At 68.7% G+C, this 16,981-nt stretch carries 21 protein-coding genes; 14 read left to right on the top strand and 7 right to left on the bottom strand.

Features of this window, described 5'->3' with window-relative positions:
• Positions 1 to 15: 15 nt before the first annotated feature.
• The 9 genes from coxB to ICN82_RS06125 all read left to right on the top strand — a co-directional run bounded on the left by coxB (position 16) and on the right by ICN82_RS06125 (position 7,507).
• The gene (gene coxB, locus ICN82_RS06165; RefSeq protein ID WP_193180791.1) at positions 16 to 879 is read left to right on the top strand and encodes a cytochrome c oxidase subunit II; all 864 of its coding nucleotides are present in this window, start codon (positions 16 to 18) and stop codon (positions 877 to 879) included.
• A 56-nt stretch (positions 880 to 935) separates the two neighbouring features.
• Positions 936 to 1,877, top strand: coding sequence for a heme o synthase (gene cyoE, locus ICN82_RS06160; protein ID WP_193180789.1), 942 nt, complete (start codon positions 936 to 938; stop codon positions 1,875 to 1,877).
• Complete coding sequence (locus ICN82_RS06155; protein ID WP_193180787.1) at positions 1,868 to 2,068, top strand: hypothetical protein; 201 nt, start codon at positions 1,868 to 1,870, stop codon at positions 2,066 to 2,068. Before cyoE ends, ICN82_RS06155 begins: the two co-directional genes overlap by 10 nt.
• The gene (locus ICN82_RS06150; RefSeq protein WP_193180785.1) at positions 2,065 to 2,652 is read left to right on the top strand and encodes a cytochrome c oxidase assembly protein; all 588 of its coding nucleotides are present in this window, start codon (positions 2,065 to 2,067) and stop codon (positions 2,650 to 2,652) included. The genes ICN82_RS06155 and ICN82_RS06150 overlap by 4 nt, the downstream gene beginning before the upstream one ends.
• Positions 2,653 to 2,658: 6 nt before the next feature.
• Positions 2,659 to 3,462 carry a cytochrome c oxidase subunit 3 gene (locus tag ICN82_RS06145; RefSeq protein ID WP_193180784.1) on the top strand — a complete coding sequence of 268 codons (804 nt, stop codon included), beginning with the start codon at positions 2,659 to 2,661 and terminating at the stop codon, positions 3,460 to 3,462.
• Positions 3,463 to 3,564: 102 nt separating this feature from the next.
• On the top strand, positions 3,565 to 4,251 hold the full coding sequence (locus tag ICN82_RS06140) for an SURF1 family protein (protein ID WP_193180783.1): 687 nt from the start codon (positions 3,565 to 3,567) through the stop codon (positions 4,249 to 4,251).
• Between the two features lie 4 nt (positions 4,252 to 4,255).
• Positions 4,256 to 5,647: a threonine synthase gene (gene thrC, locus ICN82_RS06135; RefSeq protein WP_193180782.1), complete on the top strand. Its 1,392-nt coding sequence runs from the start codon at positions 4,256 to 4,258 to the stop codon at positions 5,645 to 5,647.
• The gene (locus ICN82_RS06130) at positions 5,644 to 6,906 is read left to right on the top strand and encodes a M16 family metallopeptidase (protein WP_193180781.1); all 1,263 of its coding nucleotides are present in this window, start codon (positions 5,644 to 5,646) and stop codon (positions 6,904 to 6,906) included. The genes thrC and ICN82_RS06130 overlap by 4 nt, the downstream gene beginning before the upstream one ends.
• A 10-nt stretch (positions 6,907 to 6,916) precedes the next feature.
• Positions 6,917 to 7,507: a GNAT family N-acetyltransferase gene (locus ICN82_RS06125; protein WP_193180780.1), complete on the top strand. Its 591-nt coding sequence runs from the start codon at positions 6,917 to 6,919 to the stop codon at positions 7,505 to 7,507.
• Positions 7,508 to 7,537: 30 nt separating this feature from the next.
• Here ICN82_RS06125 and ICN82_RS06120 read toward each other — a convergent pair whose 3' ends face one another.
• A complete protein-coding gene (locus ICN82_RS06120) occupies positions 7,538 to 7,873 on the bottom strand; it encodes a hypothetical protein (RefSeq protein ID WP_193180779.1) in 336 nt (111 codons plus the stop codon).
• A gap of 148 nt (positions 7,874 to 8,021) precedes the next feature.
• Here ICN82_RS06120 and ICN82_RS06115 point away from each other — a divergent pair, with 148 nt between their 5' ends.
• The 4 genes from ICN82_RS06115 (at position 8,022) to ICN82_RS06105 (ending at position 11,228) form a co-directional block, all read left to right on the top strand.
• Positions 8,022 to 8,843 (top strand): MBL fold metallo-hydrolase, encoded by an 822-nt coding sequence (locus ICN82_RS06115; RefSeq protein ID WP_193180778.1) that lies wholly within the window; start codon positions 8,022 to 8,024, stop codon positions 8,841 to 8,843.
• On the top strand, positions 8,833 to 10,251 hold the full coding sequence (locus ICN82_RS06110) for an FAD-binding oxidoreductase (RefSeq protein ID WP_193180776.1): 1,419 nt from the start codon (positions 8,833 to 8,835) through the stop codon (positions 10,249 to 10,251). Before ICN82_RS06115 ends, ICN82_RS06110 begins: the two co-directional genes overlap by 11 nt.
• Positions 10,252 to 10,358: 107 nt before the next feature.
• Entirely contained in the window at positions 10,359 to 10,481 is a 123-nt protein-coding gene (locus ICN82_RS21470; protein ID WP_269142376.1) for a hypothetical protein, read from the top strand.
• Positions 10,482 to 10,490: 9 nt separating this feature from the next.
• Positions 10,491 to 11,228: a hypothetical protein gene (locus ICN82_RS06105; RefSeq protein WP_193180774.1), complete on the top strand. Its 738-nt coding sequence runs from the start codon at positions 10,491 to 10,493 to the stop codon at positions 11,226 to 11,228.
• 10 nt (positions 11,229 to 11,238) lie between these two features.
• Here ICN82_RS06105 and ICN82_RS06100 read toward each other — a convergent pair whose 3' ends face one another.
• From ICN82_RS06100 to ICN82_RS06090, 3 genes are all read right to left on the bottom strand, one after another.
• Complete coding sequence (locus tag ICN82_RS06100; protein ID WP_193180772.1) at positions 11,239 to 11,769, bottom strand: adenine phosphoribosyltransferase; 531 nt, start codon at positions 11,767 to 11,769, stop codon at positions 11,239 to 11,241.
• 19 nt (positions 11,770 to 11,788) lie between these two features.
• Positions 11,789 to 12,667, bottom strand: coding sequence for an S-methyl-5'-thioadenosine phosphorylase (locus ICN82_RS06095; RefSeq protein ID WP_193180770.1), 879 nt, complete (start codon positions 12,665 to 12,667; stop codon positions 11,789 to 11,791).
• Between the two features lie 103 nt (positions 12,668 to 12,770).
• On the bottom strand, positions 12,771 to 13,382 hold the full coding sequence (locus ICN82_RS06090) for a flavin reductase family protein (protein WP_193180768.1): 612 nt from the start codon (positions 13,380 to 13,382) through the stop codon (positions 12,771 to 12,773).
• A 78-nt stretch (positions 13,383 to 13,460) separates the two neighbouring features.
• On the opposite strand from ICN82_RS06090, the gene ICN82_RS06085 reads away from it, so the two are divergent.
• On the top strand, positions 13,461 to 13,946 hold the full coding sequence (locus ICN82_RS06085; RefSeq protein WP_193180898.1) for a GNAT family N-acetyltransferase: 486 nt from the start codon (positions 13,461 to 13,463) through the stop codon (positions 13,944 to 13,946).
• A 17-nt stretch (positions 13,947 to 13,963) separates the two neighbouring features.
• Here ICN82_RS06085 and rsmA read toward each other — a convergent pair whose 3' ends face one another.
• Genes rsmA through ICN82_RS06070 form a run of 3 tightly spaced genes read right to left on the bottom strand, consistent with a single transcriptional unit; the run spans position 13,964 to position 16,979 of the window.
• Complete coding sequence (gene rsmA, locus ICN82_RS06080; RefSeq protein WP_193180766.1) at positions 13,964 to 14,800, bottom strand: 16S rRNA (adenine(1518)-N(6)/adenine(1519)-N(6))-dimethyltransferase RsmA; 837 nt, start codon at positions 14,798 to 14,800, stop codon at positions 13,964 to 13,966.
• A complete protein-coding gene (gene pdxA / locus ICN82_RS06075; RefSeq protein WP_193180765.1) occupies positions 14,797 to 15,780 on the bottom strand; it encodes a 4-hydroxythreonine-4-phosphate dehydrogenase PdxA in 984 nt (327 codons plus the stop codon). The genes rsmA and pdxA overlap by 4 nt, the downstream gene beginning before the upstream one ends.
• A complete protein-coding gene (locus ICN82_RS06070; protein WP_193180763.1) occupies positions 15,780 to 16,979 on the bottom strand; it encodes a peptidylprolyl isomerase in 1,200 nt (399 codons plus the stop codon). The genes pdxA and ICN82_RS06070 overlap by 1 nt, the downstream gene beginning before the upstream one ends.
• Between the last annotated feature and the right edge of the window lie 2 nt (positions 16,980 to 16,981).

Genomic DNA, 16,981 nt, shown 5'->3' with positions numbered 1-16,981 from the left:
TTTAAGGGAGAATCCATGCGACTGACCAGGTCATCGGCCGGTTCGGCAGCGGCGCTCTGGGCGTTTCTCGTCGGTTCGGCGGCTTTCGCCCAGGACGTGCTCGGGCCTCTGGAAACCATCGGCAAGCCGGTGCCGGGAGGGCTGGGTTTCCAGCCCGCGGCGACCGAGCTGGCCCGCGACATCCACTGGCTGGACGGGTTCCTGCTGATCATCATCGCCGCGATCGTGCTGCTGGTGACGGCGCTGCTGGCCTGGGTGATCCTGCGCTTCAACCGCCGCGCCAATCCCACGCCCGCCGCCTTCACCCACAATTCGCCGCTGGAGATCGCCTGGACCATCGTGCCGATCCTGATCCTGGTGGTGATCGGGGCATTCTCCCTGCCGATCCTGTTCAAGCAGCAGGAGATCCCGCGCGGCGACATCACCATCAAGGTGACGGGCTACCAGTGGTACTGGGGCTATGAATATGTCGACGAGGGATTCGCATTCGACAGCTTCATGCTGCAGCGCGACCAGCTTGCCGAATACGGCTACAGCGACGACGAATACCTCCTGGCGGTGGACACGCCGCTGGTGCTGCCGGTGGGCAAGACGGTGGTGGTCCAGATCACGGGGGCGGACGTGATCCACTCCTGGGCGATGCCTTCCTTCGGGGTAAAGCAGGACGCCGTGCCGGGACGCCTTGCACAAGCCTGGTTCAACATCGAAAAGGAGGGCGTCTATTTCGGCCAGTGCTCCGAACTCTGCGGCAAGGATCATGCCTATATGCCGATCACCATCAAGGCGGTCAGCGAGGAGGTCTATGCCAGGTGGCTCGAGGGCGCGAAGGCGGAATATGCCGGCCTGCCGCCTTCGGTGAAGGTGGCCTCGGCCGAGTGAACCCGAGGGAGGCAATTTGAAGGCCCCGCGTGCGGCGGGGCCCGATGGAAGGCTAGATGACTGATACGACTGTCATTTCAACCGAAGGCGAAGCCGGTTTCGGCGATTACGTGGCGCTGCTGAAGCCGCGGGTCATGTCGCTTGTCGTCTTCACCGCGCTGGTCGGGCTGCTGGTCGCGCCGGTGCCGGTGCATCCCGTCGTGGGCTTTGCCGCGATCCTCTTCATCGCCATCGGCGGGGGGGCGTCGGGGGCGCTGAACATGTGGTGGGATGCCGATATCGACCGCATCATGACCCGCACGCAGAAGCGCCCGATTCCCTCCGGCAAGGTCGGCGCGGACGAGGCGCTGGCGCTGGGGCTGGCGCTTTCGGGCTTCTCGGTGGTGATGCTGGGGCTTGCCGCCAATGTCGCGGCGGGGGCGCTGCTGGCCTTCACGATCTTTTTCTATGTCGTGATCTACACGATGTGGCTGAAGCGCTGGACGCCGCAGAACATCGTCATCGGCGGCGCGGCGGGGGCGTTTCCGCCGATGATCGGCTGGGCGGTCTCCACCGGCGGCATCTCCGTCGAATCGGTGCTGATGTTCCTGCTGACCTTCATGTGGACCCCCCCGCATTTCTGGGCGCTCGCGCTGTTCATGAAATCCGACTACAACGCGGCCGGCGTGCCGATGCTGACCGTCACCCATGGCCATGACGCCACGCGGCGGCATATCCTGGTCTATACCGTCCTTCTGGCCCCGGTCGGGCTGGCCCTGGCCTTCACCTCGATCGGCGGACCTGCCACGCTGCTGGCGGCGGTGGTGCTGAACCTGATGTTCCTGCACGGCGCCTGGACGATCTTCCGGCGCAGCACCGAACAGGCCCTGGCCGACGGCTATGCGGCGGAGAAGCGGGTCTTCAGGTTCTCGCTGCTCTACCTCTTCGCGATGTTCGGCGCGCTGCTGGTCGATGCCACGCTGCGCGGACTGGGATGGGACGTGATGCCATGGCTCTGACCCGGCTGCACGAGATCCACGCCCGGCGCTTCGGGCGCAACCTGGGCGTGGGGCTTTGCCTGCTGGCATTCGTCGCGCTGGTCTTCGGGCTGACGATCGCCAAGGTCTCGGGGCAGGGCGCCACGGAGGGGTTCGATCACGTGCTGCGCCCCGACATGGTGCCCCCGGCCGCGGAGGCGCCGGGAGAATGAGGCTTGACGGTCCCCGCAGAACGCTGGCTGCCACGATCGGCACCGTGCTCTTCATGGGGGCCATGGCCTGGGCCTCGGTGCCCTTCTATCGCTGGTTCTGCGCGGTGACGGGGTTCGGCGGGACCACCGGCGTCGCCGAAGCCGCGCCCGACCATGCGCTGGAGCAGGAAATCACCATCCGCTTCGACGCCTCGAAGGATCGCGGCATGCCCTGGGACTTCCGCCCGCTGCAGCGCGAGATGACGCTGAAGATCGGCGAGACGGGGCTGGCCTTCTACGAGGCGGTCAATCCCACCGACCGCACCATCGCGGGATCCGCCACCTACAATGTCGCCCCCTACGAGGCGGGCGGGTTCTTCACCAAGATCGACTGCTTCTGCTTCACCGAACAGGTGCTGGAGCCGGGGCAGCGGGTGGACATGCCGGTGACCTTCTATGTCGATCCCGAGATCGTCGCCGACCGGGATGCGAAATACGTGCACACGATCACGCTGTCCTATACTTTCTACGAGACCGGGCTGCCCGATGACCGCGCGGAGGCGGTCCCGGACATCCCGCAGGGGACGACGCCACAGGGAGGATAGACCGCAATGGCGCATGCCAAGACCCATGACTACCACGTCCTGCCACCCTCGATCTGGCCCTTCCTGGGGTCGGTCGGGGCCTTCGTCATGCTGTTCGGCGCGGTGCTGTGGATGCACGGCTCCATGCCCTGGATCTTCTTCGCCGGACTGATCTGCGTGCTCTATGTCATGTGGGGCTGGTGGGCGGACACGATCACGGAAAACGACGCGGGCGACCATACGCCGGTGGTCAAGATCGGGCTGCGCTACGGCTTCATCTTCTTCATCATGTCCGAGGTGATGTTCTTCGCCGCCTGGTTCTGGTCCTTCTTCAAGCATGCCATGTACCCGATGGGACCGATGAGCCCGATCGTCGACGGCGACTGGCCCCCCGCCGGGATCGAGACCTTCGACCCCTGGCACCTGCCGCTGATCAACACGCTGATCCTGCTGTGCTCGGGCTGCGCGGCCACCTGGGCGCATCATGCGCTGGTGCACGAGAACAACCGCAAGGACCTCAAGAACGGGCTGCTGATCGCGATCCTTCTGGGCATGCTGTTCACCGCCTTCCAGATCTACGAATACAGCCACGCGGCCTTCGGATTCGCGGGCAACATCTACGGCGCGAATTTCTTCATGGCGACCGGGTTCCACGGCGCCCATGTCGTCATCGGCACGATCTTCCTGGCGGTGTGCCTGGCGCGGGCGATGCGGGGGCATTTCACCCCCGAGAACCATACCGGTTTCGAGGCTGCGGCCTGGTACTGGCATTTCGTCGACGTGGTCTGGCTGTTCCTCTTCGCGGCCATCTACATCTGGGGCAGTTCCTAGGCCCGGGGACAGCCCCCGCTTGCACCGGGGGCCGATTTCCGACAAGAGCGGAGGGCGCGGATCGCAGGATCCGCGCCCTTGCCGCAAGAGGAGCCCGCCCGCATGTCCAGGTATGTCGCCCCCTTCCTGATCGGCGTGCTCGGCACGCTGGTCCTGATGGGGCTGGGCGTCTGGCAGATGCAGCGGCTGGAATGGAAACAGGCGGTGCTGGCCGAGATCGACACGCGGCTTGCCCTCCCGGCCGAGGCGCTGCCCCTTGCGCCGGATCCGCTGCGCGACAGGTTCCGCCCGGTGCGCCTGCAGGGACGGCTGGGCGAGGGACGGGCGCTGGTGGCGACCCCGGCCGATGGCGGCGGCGCCATGTGGATGCGGGTGATCCGGCCGCTGGAACTCCCCGATGGCCGCCGGATCCTGCTGGAACTGGGCCGCACCACGCCCGAGGCGGCGGAGCTGCTGGATCTGCTGCCGGTCTTCGAGGGCGAGGCGATTCTCTACTGGCCGCAGGAAACCGACATCTTCACGCCCGCCCATGAACCGGGCAGCCAGCTGTGGTATGCGCGCGATCCCGAGCTGATGGCGCGGGAGCTGGGCACCGAGCCGCTTCTGGCCATCGTCCGCGCCGCCGATACCGTCAATCCGATGCTCATCCCCTCCGAGCCCGATCCGACGCGGATCCCGAACAACCATCTGAATTATGCCGTCACCTGGTTCGGTCTGGCGATCGTCTGGGCGGGCATGACCGTCTTCTGGCTGCTGCGCCTGCGCCGCCGCCGGTATCTGGAAAGGTAGTACCATGCGCTATGTCTCGACCCGCGGAAACGCCCCCGTCCTGAGCTTCGAGGAGGCGATGCTGACCGGGCTCGCGCGTGATGGCGGGCTCTATGTCCCCGAGACCATTCCGGCATTCACCCCCGAGGAGATCGCGGCCCTGGCCGGGCTCTCCTACGAGGAGGCCGCCTTCCGCGTGATGCGTCCCTTCACCGGCGATGCCTTCACCGACGAGGAATTCCGCGGCATCATCGCGCGGGCCTATGACGGCTTCGGCCATGCCGCGCGCGCGCCGCTGGTCCAGCTGGGACCGAACCATTTCCTGTGCGAGCTGTTCCACGGGCCGACCCTGGCCTTCAAGGATTTCGCGATGCAGCTGATCGGGCAGATGTTCGAGACGGCCCTGAAGCGGCGCGGCGACCGGGTGACCATCGTCGGCGCCACCTCGGGCGATACCGGCTCTGCCGCGATCGAGGCCTTCGGCGGGCTCGACGCGGTCGATGTCTTCATCATGTACCCGCATGGCCGCGTCTCCGAGGTCCAGCGCCGCCAGATGACCACGCCTGCCGCGGCGAATGTCCATGCGCTGGCCATCGAGGGCGATTTCGACGATTGCCAGGCACGGCTGAAGGACATGTTCAACCATTTCGAGTTCCGCGACCGGGTGCGGCTCGCCGGCGTCAACTCGATCAACTGGGCGCGGGTGCTGGCGCAGGTCGTCTATTACTTCACCTCCGCCGTCGCCCTGGGCGCCCCCGCGCGCAAGGTCAGCTTCACCGTGCCCACCGGCAATTTCGGGGACATCTTCGCGGGCTATATCGCGAAGCGCATGGGGCTGCCGATCGACCGGCTGGTGATCGCCACCAACCAGAACGACATCCTGCACCGCACCATCGCCACCGGCGCGCATCGCAAGACCGGCGTGACCCCCTCGATCAGCCCCTCGATGGACATCCAGGTCAGCTCCAATTTCGAACGCGCGCTGTTCGATGCCTATGACCGCGACGGCGCCGCCGTGGCGCGGCTGATGGAGGAACTGGCCAGCGAGGGCGGGTTCGAGGTCAGCCAGGGCGTCCTGGCGCGGCTGCGCGACATTTTCGCCTCGGGCCGCGCCGACGAGGAGGAAACCGCCGCCCAGATCGCCGCCACCTATGCCGCCACCGGCGAGGTGCTGTGCCCGCACAGCGCCGTGGGCGTGAAGGTCGCCGGGGAGCATCTGGACCCCGCCGTGCCGATGATCACCCTGGCCACCGCGCATCCGGCGAAATTCCCCGATGCGGTCGAGGCGGCGATCGGCATGCGGCCCCCTCTTCCCAAGCGCATGGCGGACCTCTATGACCGTTCCGAGAGAGTGCTGCCGGTCGCCAACGACCTGGCGGTGCTGGAGGAGACTATTGAAGGATTGATTTTCGCGTGACAGTTCAGATCCACAGGTTGTCCAACGGGCTGCGCATCGTAACCGAGCATATGCCCGGCCTGAAATCCGCATCCCTGGGGTTGTGGATCAATGCCGGCGGCCGCCATGAACGGGTGGAGCAGAACGGCATTGCCCATTTCCTGGAACACATGGCCTTCAAGGGCACGCGCACGCGCAGCGCGCTGGAGATCGCCGAGGCGATCGAGGATGTGGGCGGCTATATCAACGCCTATACCTCGCGCGAGATGACCGCCTATTACACGCGCGTCCTGCAGGAGGACGTGCCGCTGGCGCTCGATGTCGTCTCGGATATCGTGCTCAACCCGCTGTTCGATCTGCGCGAGATCGAGGTGGAGCGCGGCGTGATCCTGCAGGAGATCGGACAGGCGCTGGACACGCCCGATGACGTGGTCTTCGACTGGCTGCAGGAAGTGTCGTATCCCGGCCAGGCGCTGGGGCGGTCCATCCTCGGCCCGGCCGAGCGGGTGGGCACCTTCTCGCGCGAGGACCTGTCGAAATTCGTCACCGAACGCTACGGGCCGGGGCAGATGATCCTCGCCGCGGCGGGGGCGGTCGATCACGACAAGCTGGTGCGCCAGGCGGAGGCGCTGTTCGGCCATCTGCGCGCCAGCCCCTTCGAGGTCGCGGACCCGGCCAAATTCGCCGGCGGCGAGCGGCGCGAGATCAAGCAGCTGGAGCAGGTCCATTTCACCCTGGCCTTCGAAAGCCCCAGCTATCGCGACCCGGCCATCTACACGGCGCAGATCTTCGCCACGGCGCTTGGCGGCGGCATGTCCTCGCGGCTGTTCCAGGAGATCCGGGAGAAGCGCGGCCTGTGCTATTCGATCTTCGCCCAGGCCTCGGCCTATAGCGATACCGGCATGACCACGATCTATGCGGGCACGTCCGGAGAGCAGCTGGGCGAATTGTGCGACATCACCATGGACGAGATCCGCAAATCCGTGGACGGCCTGACCGAGCCCGAGATCGCGCGGGCGCGCGCGCAGATGAAGGCCGGGCTGCTGATGGGGCTGGAAAGCCCTTCGGCCCGGGCGGAGCGCCTGGCGCGGGTTCTGTCGATCTGGGACCGGGTGCCCACCATCGAGGAGACGATCCAGAACATCGAGGCGGTCGGTGCGGATCGCCTGCGCGATTTCGGCGCCGAGCTGGTGACGCGCTCGCCCCTTGCCATGGCGGTCTACGGACCGGCCGGGGACGTGCCGCCGCTGGACCAGCTCAGGAGCCGCCTGGCCGCCTGAGACCCGCCCCATGATCGCACGCAAGCGCCGGTTCCGGCTCCTGTCCGAAAGGCTCCTGCTGCGGCCGCCGCAGCATTCGGATTTCATCGCCTGGACCGCGCTGCGCAGCGAAAGCCGCGATTTCCTCGTCCCGTGGGAACCCACATGGGCCGAGGATCACCTGACCCGCAAGGCCTTCACCAGCCGGGTCTACTGGGCGCAGCGCGTCATCCAGGCCGGCACCGGCGTGCCGCTCTTCGTGATCCGCCAGGAGGACGAGGAACTGCTGGGCGCGATCACGCTGGACAATATCCGCCGCGGTCCGGCCCAGGACGGGACCATCGGCTACTGGATCGGGGCGCGCCATGCCCGCCACGGCTACATGCGTGAGGCGATCCAGACCCTGGTGCATCACAGTTTCCAGGTCCTCGATCTCAGCCGTCTGCATGCCGCCTGCCTGCCCGAGAACATCGCCTCGCGCGGGTTGCTGGAATCCTGCGGCTTCAAATACGAGGGCGTCGCCCAGAGTTATCTGCAGATCAACGGCCGGTGGCGCAATCACGTGCTTTACGCCAATCTGCGCGGCGACCGGCGCGGGCGGACCGGGATCGGCCAGGTCTGAGCGGCGCCGGGCCCGGGCCGGGTCAGGGCGTCACCCGCGGCGCAGCAGCAGGACCACCCCGGCGGGATCGGAGGTCCAGTGCCCGTCCACCGTGCCGAGCGGTTCCAGCTCGTCGCGCAGCGGGCTCTGCAGATGGGCCAGCGCGGCGCCCGGATCCTCGGCGGTCAGCTCCAGCCAGACATCCGTCTGGCTCTGGCGCTCCACCCGGTCGACCCACAGCGTCATGGTCCCGAAGGCGAAGGCGGTGCTTTCCGGCAGCTCCCGCAACACCGGCAGACCGACCCGGTCGCGGTAGAAGGCCACCGTTTCCGTCCATCGATGCCGCGGCACCTTGAGCGCGATGTTCCCTCCCGGCTTGATCTCCATGGCCTTCCCCCCGGCTGCGGGACCAGCCTGAGCCCCCTCGGGCGGGCATGGCAAGCCCGCTGCGCGGCCGTGCCGGGTCCTGACGCGATCGTGACCATCGCCGGGGCCGGGCTGTGTTTACCCTTGGTCATCTTTCCGGGGGTCCCACATGCGTTTTCCGATTGCTGCCCTGCTGTGCCTCGCCGTGCTGCCTGCCGCCGCGCAGGAAACGGCCTGGCGGCCCAGCCACTGCATCTCGCTGGTGGACCATGTGCCGGGGGTCAGGGTGATCCCCGCCGGGCTGTCCGAGCCGCTGCCCGAATATACCGTGCAGATCGGCTATATCGACCATTCGATGTTCGTCATCCGCGATACCGAGGGCCACACGATCGTAACCGATTACGCGGGCTATCTGGGCGATGCCGGTTTCGTTCCCGAGGTGGCGACGATGAACAAGGGGCATTCCAGCCACTGGACGTCGCGCCCCGATCCACGCATCCCCCATGTCCTGCCGGGCTGGACCGGGGATGGCAGCCCCGCGGATCACTACCTGCAGCTGGGCAACCTGCTGGTGCGCTCTGTCTCCACCGATATCCGGGGCTATGGCGGCACCGAGGCGAATGGCAACGCGATCTTCGTCTTCGAGACCGAGGGGCTGTGCATCGGCCATCTGGGCCACCTGCATCACGAGCCGACCCCCGCCCAATACGCCGCGCTGGGGCGGCTGGACGTGCTGATGGTGCCGGTGGATGGCGGGCTGACGCTGGATCTGCCGACGATGATCCGCGTGGTCGAGCGGCTGCGGTCGTCGGTGGTGCTGCCGATGCACTGGTTCAGCGGCGCCTCGCTGGAGGCTTTCCTCGCCGGGCTGGGGGACGGTTTCGCGGTGGACCGGCGGGCGGAAAGCTTTATGCAGGTGTCACTGTCAACGCTGCCGCCGCGTCCGACCGTGGTGGTCCTGGAACCCCGCCTGATCGAAGATGACAACTGACACGCCGACCGACCTTTCCGCCCTTTCCGCCGCGCTGCCCGGCATCGACCTGATCGCCGCGCCCCCCGCCTATCTGGAGGAGCCCCGCGGACGGTTCCACGGCCGGGCGATGGCGCTGGCGCGGCCGCGCGGCACGGCAGAGGTGGCGCGGATCGTGACCCATGCCGCCGCCACCGGCCTGCCGCTCATTCCCTATGGCGGCGGCACGGGGCTGGTCTCGGGGCAGGTGGCGCCCGAGGGGCGGCCTCCCTTGCTGGTCTCGCTGGAGCGGATGACCGCGATCCGCGAGATCCATGCCGAGGAGGCGCTGATGACGGTGGAGGCCGGCGCGATCCTGCAATCAGTGCAGGAGGCGGCGGAGGGGGCGGGGATGCTGTTCCCGCTGTCGCTGGCCTCGCAGGGCACGGCGCGGATCGGCGGGCTGCTGGCCTGCAATGCGGGCGGGGTGAACGTGCTGCGCTATGGCAATGCGCGCGACCTGTGCCTGGGGATCGAGGCGGTCCTGCCCGACGGGTCGGTCTTCAACGGGCTCAAACGGCTCTACAAGGACAATACCGGCTATGACCTGCGCAACCTCCTGATCGGGGCGGAGGGGACGCTGGGCATCATCACCGCCGCCACGCTGAAACTGGTGCCGCGCCCGGCCGCGCTGGCCACCGCGATCTTCGTCGTGCCCGATCCGGCGGCGGCGCTGCATCTGCTGGGGCTGGCGCGCGCGCGCATGGCCGGGCAGCTTTCGGCCTTCGAGCTGATCTCGGGGCAGGGGCTGGACTTCCTGGCCGAGGCGCTGCCCGACCTGCGGCGCCCCTTCGTGGATGCGCCCGGCTGGATGGTGCTGGTCGAGCTGGGCCTTGTCGCAGGCATAGACGGCAATGCGGCGCTGGAATCGCTCTTCGAGGCCGGCGCCGGGGAGGGCTGGGTGACCGACGGCGTGATCGCCGCATCGCAGGCGCAGCGGCAGGACTTCTGGTCGGTGCGCGAACACATCCCCGAGGCCAACCGCCGCATCGGATCCGTCTCCTCCCATGACATCGCGGTGCCGGTCTCGCGCATCCCGGATTTCATCGCCGAGGGCGCGGCGCTGGTCGCGGGGCTGGGCGACGGCTCGATGCGGCTGAACTGTTTCGGACACATGGGCGACGGCAACCTGCATTACAACGTCTTCCCCGGCGCGGGGCGGGCGCGGTCGGACTATGACGACCTGCGCGGCACGGTGAAACGCGCGATCCATGACCTGGTCCATGCCTATGGCGGTTCGGTCTCGGCCGAGCACGGGATCGGGCGGCTGAAGGTCGAGGATCTGGAACGCTACGGCGATCCGGCGAAACTGGCGGCGATGCGGGCGATCAAGGCGGCGCTGGACCCGGCGGGGATCATGAATCCGGGCGCCGTGCTGCGGCAGGGCTGAGGTGGGGGAAACAGGACTGTCCCCGAGGTTAACGCTGGGGTAACTTCTGTCCCAACGAAACGGGGGCAGCGACAGGCAGGGACCGGAGCCAACACAGGGGTTCTGCCATGAAACTGACCGTCCTCGCCTTCCTCTCCGCCACGCTGCTGGCGGGCACGGGCCTTCCCGCATCCGCCCAGCAATGCCCGTCGACGCATACGCCCTGCGGCAATGTCTGCTGTCCGCGGTGAGGATGCGTCATGGCTGAGCGCAATCCTTTCATGACCATGGCCCGGCGCTGGATGCTGCGCATCGTCGGCGGGCTGGGGCTGGTGATCGTCCTGTTCTATGTCGTGGCCGTGCTGTCGATGGTGCGCACCGAGGATGTCGCGCGCTTCTACGGGCTGGGCCGGCCGATGCCGGTGCCGCAGCTTTCGGGCGGGGCGATCTACGCGATCTCGGCCGACGGGACGCGCTATGAATATCTCTGCGCCTCGGACCTGGATCCGGCGCGGGTGCAGCGGCTGGAGGAGGAGCGGGATTTCTACAACTTCCTTGCCGCCGCGCTGCCGATCATGGACTGGGTGCTGGAACAGAACCTGCCCGGCTTTCCCGATGTCGAAGGCGGCATCCCGACCGAGATCAGGTTCCGCGGGCAGGTCACCTGGCTGGATACCGGCGCGACGCGGACCTTTCCGGAAAGCTGCGAGTCGCGGATGGTCGCGCAGGCGGGGCAGCGCGCCAAGATCTGCCGCGTGCGCATGACGCTTCAGCGCAGCAGCGACCAGACCTTCGCCGCCTTCGGCTTCGACGGAGACCAGATCTGGCTGCCGCCCGCGATCTTCGAGAAATACGGGCGCAGCCGCACCGATGCCATCGCGGCCGTCCAGGCCCAGCCCTGTCCGGCGGCGGCGCCGCTGCCCTGGGACGTGGTGCTGCGCGGCTGGCTGGGGCTGGTGCTGGAACGCGACGAGAGGGCGCTGCCGCTGTCGAGCTGAGCGCGGGCGGTCAGTGGCCCTCGTAGGCGGCAAGGGCATGGACGGACATTCCCAGCGCCTCGAGCCGCCGCCGTCCGCCCAGATCGGGCAGATCGACCACGAAGGCACAGCCCGCGATCTGCCCGCCCAGCCGCTCGACCAGCTTGATCCCCGCCTCGGCCGTGCCGCCGGTGGCCAGCAGGTCGTCGACGATCAGCACGGTCTGTCCCGGCTGGATCGCATCGGTGTGGATCTCGACCGTCGCGGTGCCGTATTCCAGCGCGTAATCCTGCGCATGGGTGGCGGCGGGCAGCTTGCCCTTCTTGCGCACGGGAACGAAGCCGCAGCCGAGCTGATGCGCCACCGCGCCGCCCAGGATGAAGCCGCGCGCCTCCAGCCCGACCACCGCGTCGATGCGCGCGCCGACCCAGGGCGTCAGCAGCCCGTCCACCGCCATGCGCAGCCCCGCCGGATGGGCAAAGAGCGTGGTCACGTCGCGGAACAGGATGCCCTTTTGCGGGAAATCGGGGATGGTGCGGATATGTTGCTTGATGTCGTCCAAGGCGGGGCTCCGTGCGGGATCAGGCAGTCAGGATGCGGCCCGCCACGGCGTCGAGCCGCGCCAGCAGGGCGGGGTCGCGCGCCGCCGGGGCGGTCAGGATCGCGTGCTCCAGCGCGCGGTCGCAGCCATGCGGGCAGGCATCGCGGGCAGGCCCCAGGATCCCGGGCAGGCGCGCCACCAGGCCCCGGGCCTTGTCCGCGTTTCCGGCCAGGGTGCGGATGATGTCGGTGATCTCCACGGCGCCGTGATCGGGATGCCAGCTGTCGTAATCGGTGATCATCGCGACGGAAGCATAGCACAGCTCCGCCTCGCGGGCGAGCCGGGCCTCGGGCATGTTGGTCATGCCGATCACGTCGCAGCCCCAGGCGTCGCGATACATCCGCGATTCCGCCATCGTGCTGAATTGCGGGCCTTCCATGGCCAGGTAGGTGCCGCCATCATGCACGGTGATGCCCTCGGCGGCGGCCGCTGCGGCGCAGGCGGCGCCCAGCCGCGGGCAGGTGGGATGCGCCAGCGACACATGCGCGACGCAGCCGGTCCCGAAGAACGAGGCCTCGCGCCCGACGGTGCGGTCGATAAACTGGTCGACGATGACGAAATCCCCCGGCGCCATCTCCTCGCGGAACGACCCGCAGGCCGAGACGCTGACCAGATCGGTCACGCCCAGCCGTTTGAGCGCGTCGATATTGGCGCGATAGGGCACGGCGGAGGGCGCATGGACATGGCCGCGGCCATGGCGGGGCAGGAAGGCCATCGGAACCCCGCCCAGCCGCCCGGTCAGGATCGCGTCCGAAGGCGCCCCCCAGGGGGTGGCCATCTCGGTCCAGGCCGCGTCTTCCAGCCCGTCGATCTGGTAGAGCCCGCTGCCGCCGATCACGCCGATCATGGTGTCCGTCATGGGCCTGTCTCCGATGCTGCCTGCCCATGGGTGGCAGAGCCTCGCATCCGGCTCAAGCCCGCCGTCCCGCGCGGGCGCGCGCAAACCGCCGCAGGCGGCCGGCTCAGCCGCGATCGTCGGGCCGCGCCAGCGCGAAGAGGTCGCGCACCACCAGGTAGTCGCGATAGCCCAGCCGCGCCAGAAGCCCCGCCGCCGCCACGTCGAACCGTCCGTCGCGCAGGAACTCGTCGCGGATATGGATGCCCGTCACCTCGCCGAAGACCGCCGCATTCGCCGCCCCTGCAAGGGTCAGCACCTGCGTCACACGGCATTCCAGCGCGGCGGGCGCTGCCGCCACGCGCAGACAGTCGATCGTGTCGCAGGGCGCGGTCTCCAGCCCGGCGCGGTCGAATTCGCTCTCGCCCGCGGGCAGCGCGGCAGAGGTCGCGTTCATCGCCTCCCGCAGATCCCAGGAGACGATGTTGACACAGAAGACGCCGGTCTCGCGGATATTGGCCTGGCTGTCCTTGGTGCCGTCGCGGTCGGGCTTGGCGCCGGTGGAGGCGAACATCACCTGCGGCGGCACATAGGCAACGGCATTGAAGAAGGAATAGGGGGCGAGGTTGGCACGTCCATCCGCCCCGCGGCTGGAGATCCAGCCGATCGGCCGCGGCGCGATCAGCGCGTTGAACGGGTTGTGCGGCAGGCCGTGGCCGTCTTCGGGGCGGTAGAACACTGTGCTACTCCGGGTCTTCCGTCGGCTTCCCGACCTGTGATAGGGCGCGGCCGGACGACTGGAAAGGGGTGCGTGCCGGTGTTTCATATCGAGCCCGAGACTTCACGGGATCATGACGAGGTCGAATGGCTCTATGACACATGCTTCGCCCCGGGGCGCGAGGCGCTGTCCTCCTACCGCCTGCGCGAGGGGGTGCCGAAAGTGGCCGAGCTGTGCCTGGCCGCGCGCGACGATGACGACATCCTGGCAGGCGCGATCCGCTTCTGGCCGGTGCTGGTGGGCGGCACGCGGGCGCTGCTTCTGGGGCCGGTGGCGGTCCATCCCACCCGCCAGGGAGAGGGTCTGGGCGCGCTGCTGATGACCGAGAGCCTCGGGCGGGCAAGGCGGCTGGGATGGCACCGGGTGATGCTGGTGGGCGATGAACCCTATTACCGACGGTTCGGGTTCGCCCGCCTCGACGGGGTGGACATGCCGCCGCCCACCAATCCCGACCGGGTGCTGGGCCTGGCGCTGCAGGAGGGCGCCTGGCTGGGCGTGCAGGGCGAGGTGACGCGCATCCTGTGACGCGCGGCATCGCAGGCTCAGTCCAGCGCGCGGGCCAGGGCGCAAAACCGTTCCAGCGACACGGTCTCGGCGCGCGCGGTCGGGTCGATCCCGGCCTCTTCCAGCTTCGCCTCGATCCCCGGTCCGTAACCTTTCAGCGACGAGCGGAGCATCTTGCGGCGCTGGTTGAAGGCGGCGGCGACGACCTTCGACAGTCCCTCGGCAGGCGCGGGAAAGCGCGGCTCGGGCAGGGCGGTGACATGCACCACGGCCGAGTTCACCTTGGGCGGCGGGGTGAAGGCGCGCGCGGGCAGGTCCATGACGATCCGCGCCTCGGCGCGCCACTGGGCCAGCAGCGCGAGGCGGCCATAGGCCTTGGATCCCGGCGCCGCGACGATGCGTTCGGCCACCTCGCGCTGGAACATCAGCGTCAGGCTCTGCCACAGGGGCGGCCAGGTCTCGGGCGTCAGCCAGCGCACCAGAAGTTCCGTGCCGACATTGTAGGGCAGGTTGGCGCAGACCCGGATGGGGCCGTTCAGATGCGCCGCCCAGTCGACCTCCAGCGCGTCGCCCGGGATGATCTCCAGCCGACCGGGATAGGCGGCGGCGATCTGCTCCAGCGCGGGCAGGCAGCGGGTGTCCTTCTCGATCGCCACGACGCGGCGGGCGCCCATGGCCAGCAATCCGCGGGTCAGCCCGCCGGGGCCGGGGCCGATCTCCAGCACGTCGCAGCCGGTCAGGTCGCCCGCGGAACGCGCGATCTTGGCCGTCAGGTTCAGGTCCAGCAGGAAGTTCTGGCCCAGCGACTTGCGCGCCGAAAGACCGTGCTCGGCGATCACCTCGCGCAGGGGCGGCAGGGCGTCGATGCCGCTCATGCGCCCGCCCTCGCGGCGGCCATCTCGGCCGCCAGCCGCAGCGCCGCGATGGTCGAACTGGGATCGGCCCGGCCCTGGCCCGCGATGTCGAAGGCGGTGCCGTGATCGGGCGAGGTGCGGATGAAGGGCAGCCCCAGCGTGACATTGACCCCGCCGGCGAAATCCACCGTCTTGATCGGGATCAGGGCCTGGTCGTGATACATGCAGATCGCCGCGTCATAGCGCGCCCGGGCCTCGGGGTGGAACATCGTGTCGGCGGAGGCGGGGCCGGCAAGGTCGATCCCCTCGCCCCGCAGCCGGTCCAGAAGCGGCGCGATCATCTCGATCTCCTCGCGGCCCATGGCGCCGCCTTCGCCGGCATGGGGGTTCAGTCCGGCCACGGCAAGGCGGGGATGGGCGATGCCGAAATCGCGGCGCAGCGCGTCGCGGGCGATGCGGATCGTCTCTTCCAGAAGCGGGGCGGTCAGCAGGCCGGGCACCTCGGACAGCGGCACGTGGATGGTGGCCGGGACGACGCGCAGATCCGGGGCGGCCAGCATCATCACCACGCGGTCGACCCCCGCGAGATGCGCGAGATACTCGGTATGGCCGGGAAAGGTGAATCCCGCCCCGTCCTTCAGCGCCTTCTTGTGAATGGGCAGCGTGCAGACCGCCCCGGCCGTGCCGTCCATGACCAGGCGCACCGCCCGGGCGATCACCTCGATCACGCCCTGCGCATTGGCGGGGTCGGGGATGCCGGGGGTGGCGGCACCGGCGAAATCATGGCGCAGCACGGCCAGGCTGTCGCCGGGCTCGGCCGCCTCGGCGGGGCTGGCGATCTCGTGCCAGCGCGCGCCTTCGGGCAGGTGGCGGGGATCGCCGATCCAGAAGAAGGGCAGCGTCGTGCCCAGCCGGGCGGATGCCAGAAGCGCAAGCTCGGGACCCACGCCCGCAGGTTCGCCGCAGGTCAGCGCGATCGGGGCCAGCGGGCGGGGGGCCATCAGCTGCGCTCGACGAAGGCGTTGGCGCGCAGTTCCGCCAGGTAGCCATCGGCCAGGCTCTCCAGCTTGCGCTGGAACAGCCGCCGCTGCAGGTCGTCGCGGCTGAGATCCGCGCCGGGGATCGGCGTGCGGCCGCACAGCATGACGAAGGCGGAATTCCCCGGAAGGACGGTCATCTCCAGCGGGTCCAGCGTGTCGATGGCGGCGCGGATCCCCGCGGCGGTCTCGGCGCGGGGGCCGGTCACTTCCTCGATCCGGTTGCCCTGGGCGACATGGGTGTAAAGCGTGCCGCAGGTGCTGATCAGCGGCTTGACCCGTGCCATTTCGGTCGCGGCGGCGCCCTGGGCGGTTCGCACCACCAGGTAGTCCAGTTCGACATTCTGCATCACGCCGGGACGGGAATCGCGGATGCCGCGCAGCTGGAACAGGGCGATGGCATTGACATTGGGCAGCGGCAGCGGCGGGGTGACATCGCCCGGCGCCATCGACAGGAATAGCGGGGCGATCTGCTCGGGCAGATCCGACAGCGGCACCCAGCCGAGCGCGCCGCCCTGCTCGCCCGAGGAGGAGGCCGACATGTCGCGCGCGGCCTGCGAGAATTCGCCGAAGCTGTTCATCTGCTGGATCGCCTCGGCCTGGAACCGCACCTCGCCCGCGGTCTCGGGCATCAGCGGCAGGACGATCTCGGCCAGCTGGACCTGCACGGTGCCCTGGCCCGTGCCGAGCGCGATGGCGCGGTCGATTTCCTCGTCGGAGACCCGCGCCTGGCGCGAGAAGCGCTGGCGCACCACTTCGCGCCAGGCGGCGCCGGAGCGGACGAAATCGCGGAAGGTCTCCGGCGCGACGCCTTCCTGGCCGATCGCGGCGATGAATTCCTCGGGGCCCAGATTGGCGCGCGCGGCGAATTCGGCCATCGCCTGCTCGGTCTGGTCCTCGGTCAATTCCTGGCCCAGCCGCCGTGCCTCGGCCATCTGCAGCCGCTCGTCGATCAGCGAGTCGATCACGCCTTCGCGATTGACGCCCGGCTGGCGCAGAAGGGTCAGGAATTTCAGCCGCTGGTCGATCTCGAAGCGGGTGATGACGCTTTCATTGACGCGCACGACCGCGTCGAAGGGCGATTGCGCGGCGGCGGGCAGGGCGGTCCAGCCCAGGCAAAGCACCAGCATCCAGCGGACGCCCTGCAGGATAGTCTTCAGCATAC

The sequence above is a fragment of the Mangrovicoccus algicola genome (assembly GCF_014903745.1).
In the GTDB taxonomy this organism is placed as follows: Bacteria; Pseudomonadota; Alphaproteobacteria; order Rhodobacterales; family Rhodobacteraceae; genus Mangrovicoccus; species Mangrovicoccus algicola.
The sequence above is the reverse complement of the archived record's forward strand: the minus strand, read 5'-3'. Positions and strand labels throughout refer to the sequence as shown.

Excerpts from the sequence above, each read along its gene's own strand:
- coxB (WP_193180791.1), top strand. The coding sequence starts at position 16 with ATGCGACTGACCAGGTCATCGGCCGGTTCGGCAGCGGCGCTCTGGGCG.
- cyoE (WP_193180789.1), top strand. The coding sequence starts at position 936 with ATGACTGATACGACTGTCATTTCAACCGAAGGCGAAGCCGGTTTCGGC.
- ICN82_RS06155 (WP_193180787.1), top strand. The coding sequence starts at position 1,868 with ATGGCTCTGACCCGGCTGCACGAGATCCACGCCCGGCGCTTCGGGCGC.
- ICN82_RS06150 (WP_193180785.1), top strand. The coding sequence starts at position 2,065 with ATGAGGCTTGACGGTCCCCGCAGAACGCTGGCTGCCACGATCGGCACC.
- ICN82_RS06145 (WP_193180784.1), top strand. The coding sequence starts at position 2,659 with ATGGCGCATGCCAAGACCCATGACTACCACGTCCTGCCACCCTCGATC.
- ICN82_RS06140 (WP_193180783.1), top strand. The coding sequence starts at position 3,565 with ATGTCCAGGTATGTCGCCCCCTTCCTGATCGGCGTGCTCGGCACGCTG.
- thrC (WP_193180782.1), top strand. The coding sequence starts at position 4,256 with ATGCGCTATGTCTCGACCCGCGGAAACGCCCCCGTCCTGAGCTTCGAG.
- ICN82_RS06125 (WP_193180780.1), top strand. The coding sequence starts at position 6,917 with ATGATCGCACGCAAGCGCCGGTTCCGGCTCCTGTCCGAAAGGCTCCTG.
- ICN82_RS06120 (WP_193180779.1), bottom strand. The coding sequence starts at position 7,873 with ATGGAGATCAAGCCGGGAGGGAACATCGCGCTCAAGGTGCCGCGGCAT.
- ICN82_RS06115 (WP_193180778.1), top strand. The coding sequence starts at position 8,022 with ATGCGTTTTCCGATTGCTGCCCTGCTGTGCCTCGCCGTGCTGCCTGCC.
- ICN82_RS06110 (WP_193180776.1), top strand. The coding sequence starts at position 8,833 with ATGACAACTGACACGCCGACCGACCTTTCCGCCCTTTCCGCCGCGCTG.
- ICN82_RS21470 (WP_269142376.1), top strand. The coding sequence starts at position 10,359 with ATGAAACTGACCGTCCTCGCCTTCCTCTCCGCCACGCTGCTGGCGGGC.
- ICN82_RS06105 (WP_193180774.1), top strand. The coding sequence starts at position 10,491 with ATGGCTGAGCGCAATCCTTTCATGACCATGGCCCGGCGCTGGATGCTG.
- ICN82_RS06095 (WP_193180770.1), bottom strand. The coding sequence starts at position 12,667 with ATGACGGACACCATGATCGGCGTGATCGGCGGCAGCGGGCTCTACCAG.
- rsmA (WP_193180766.1), bottom strand. The coding sequence starts at position 14,800 with ATGAGCGGCATCGACGCCCTGCCGCCCCTGCGCGAGGTGATCGCCGAG.
- pdxA (WP_193180765.1), bottom strand. The coding sequence starts at position 15,780 with ATGGCCCCCCGCCCGCTGGCCCCGATCGCGCTGACCTGCGGCGAACCT.
- ICN82_RS06070 (WP_193180763.1), bottom strand. The coding sequence starts at position 16,979 with ATGCTGAAGACTATCCTGCAGGGCGTCCGCTGGATGCTGGTGCTTTGC.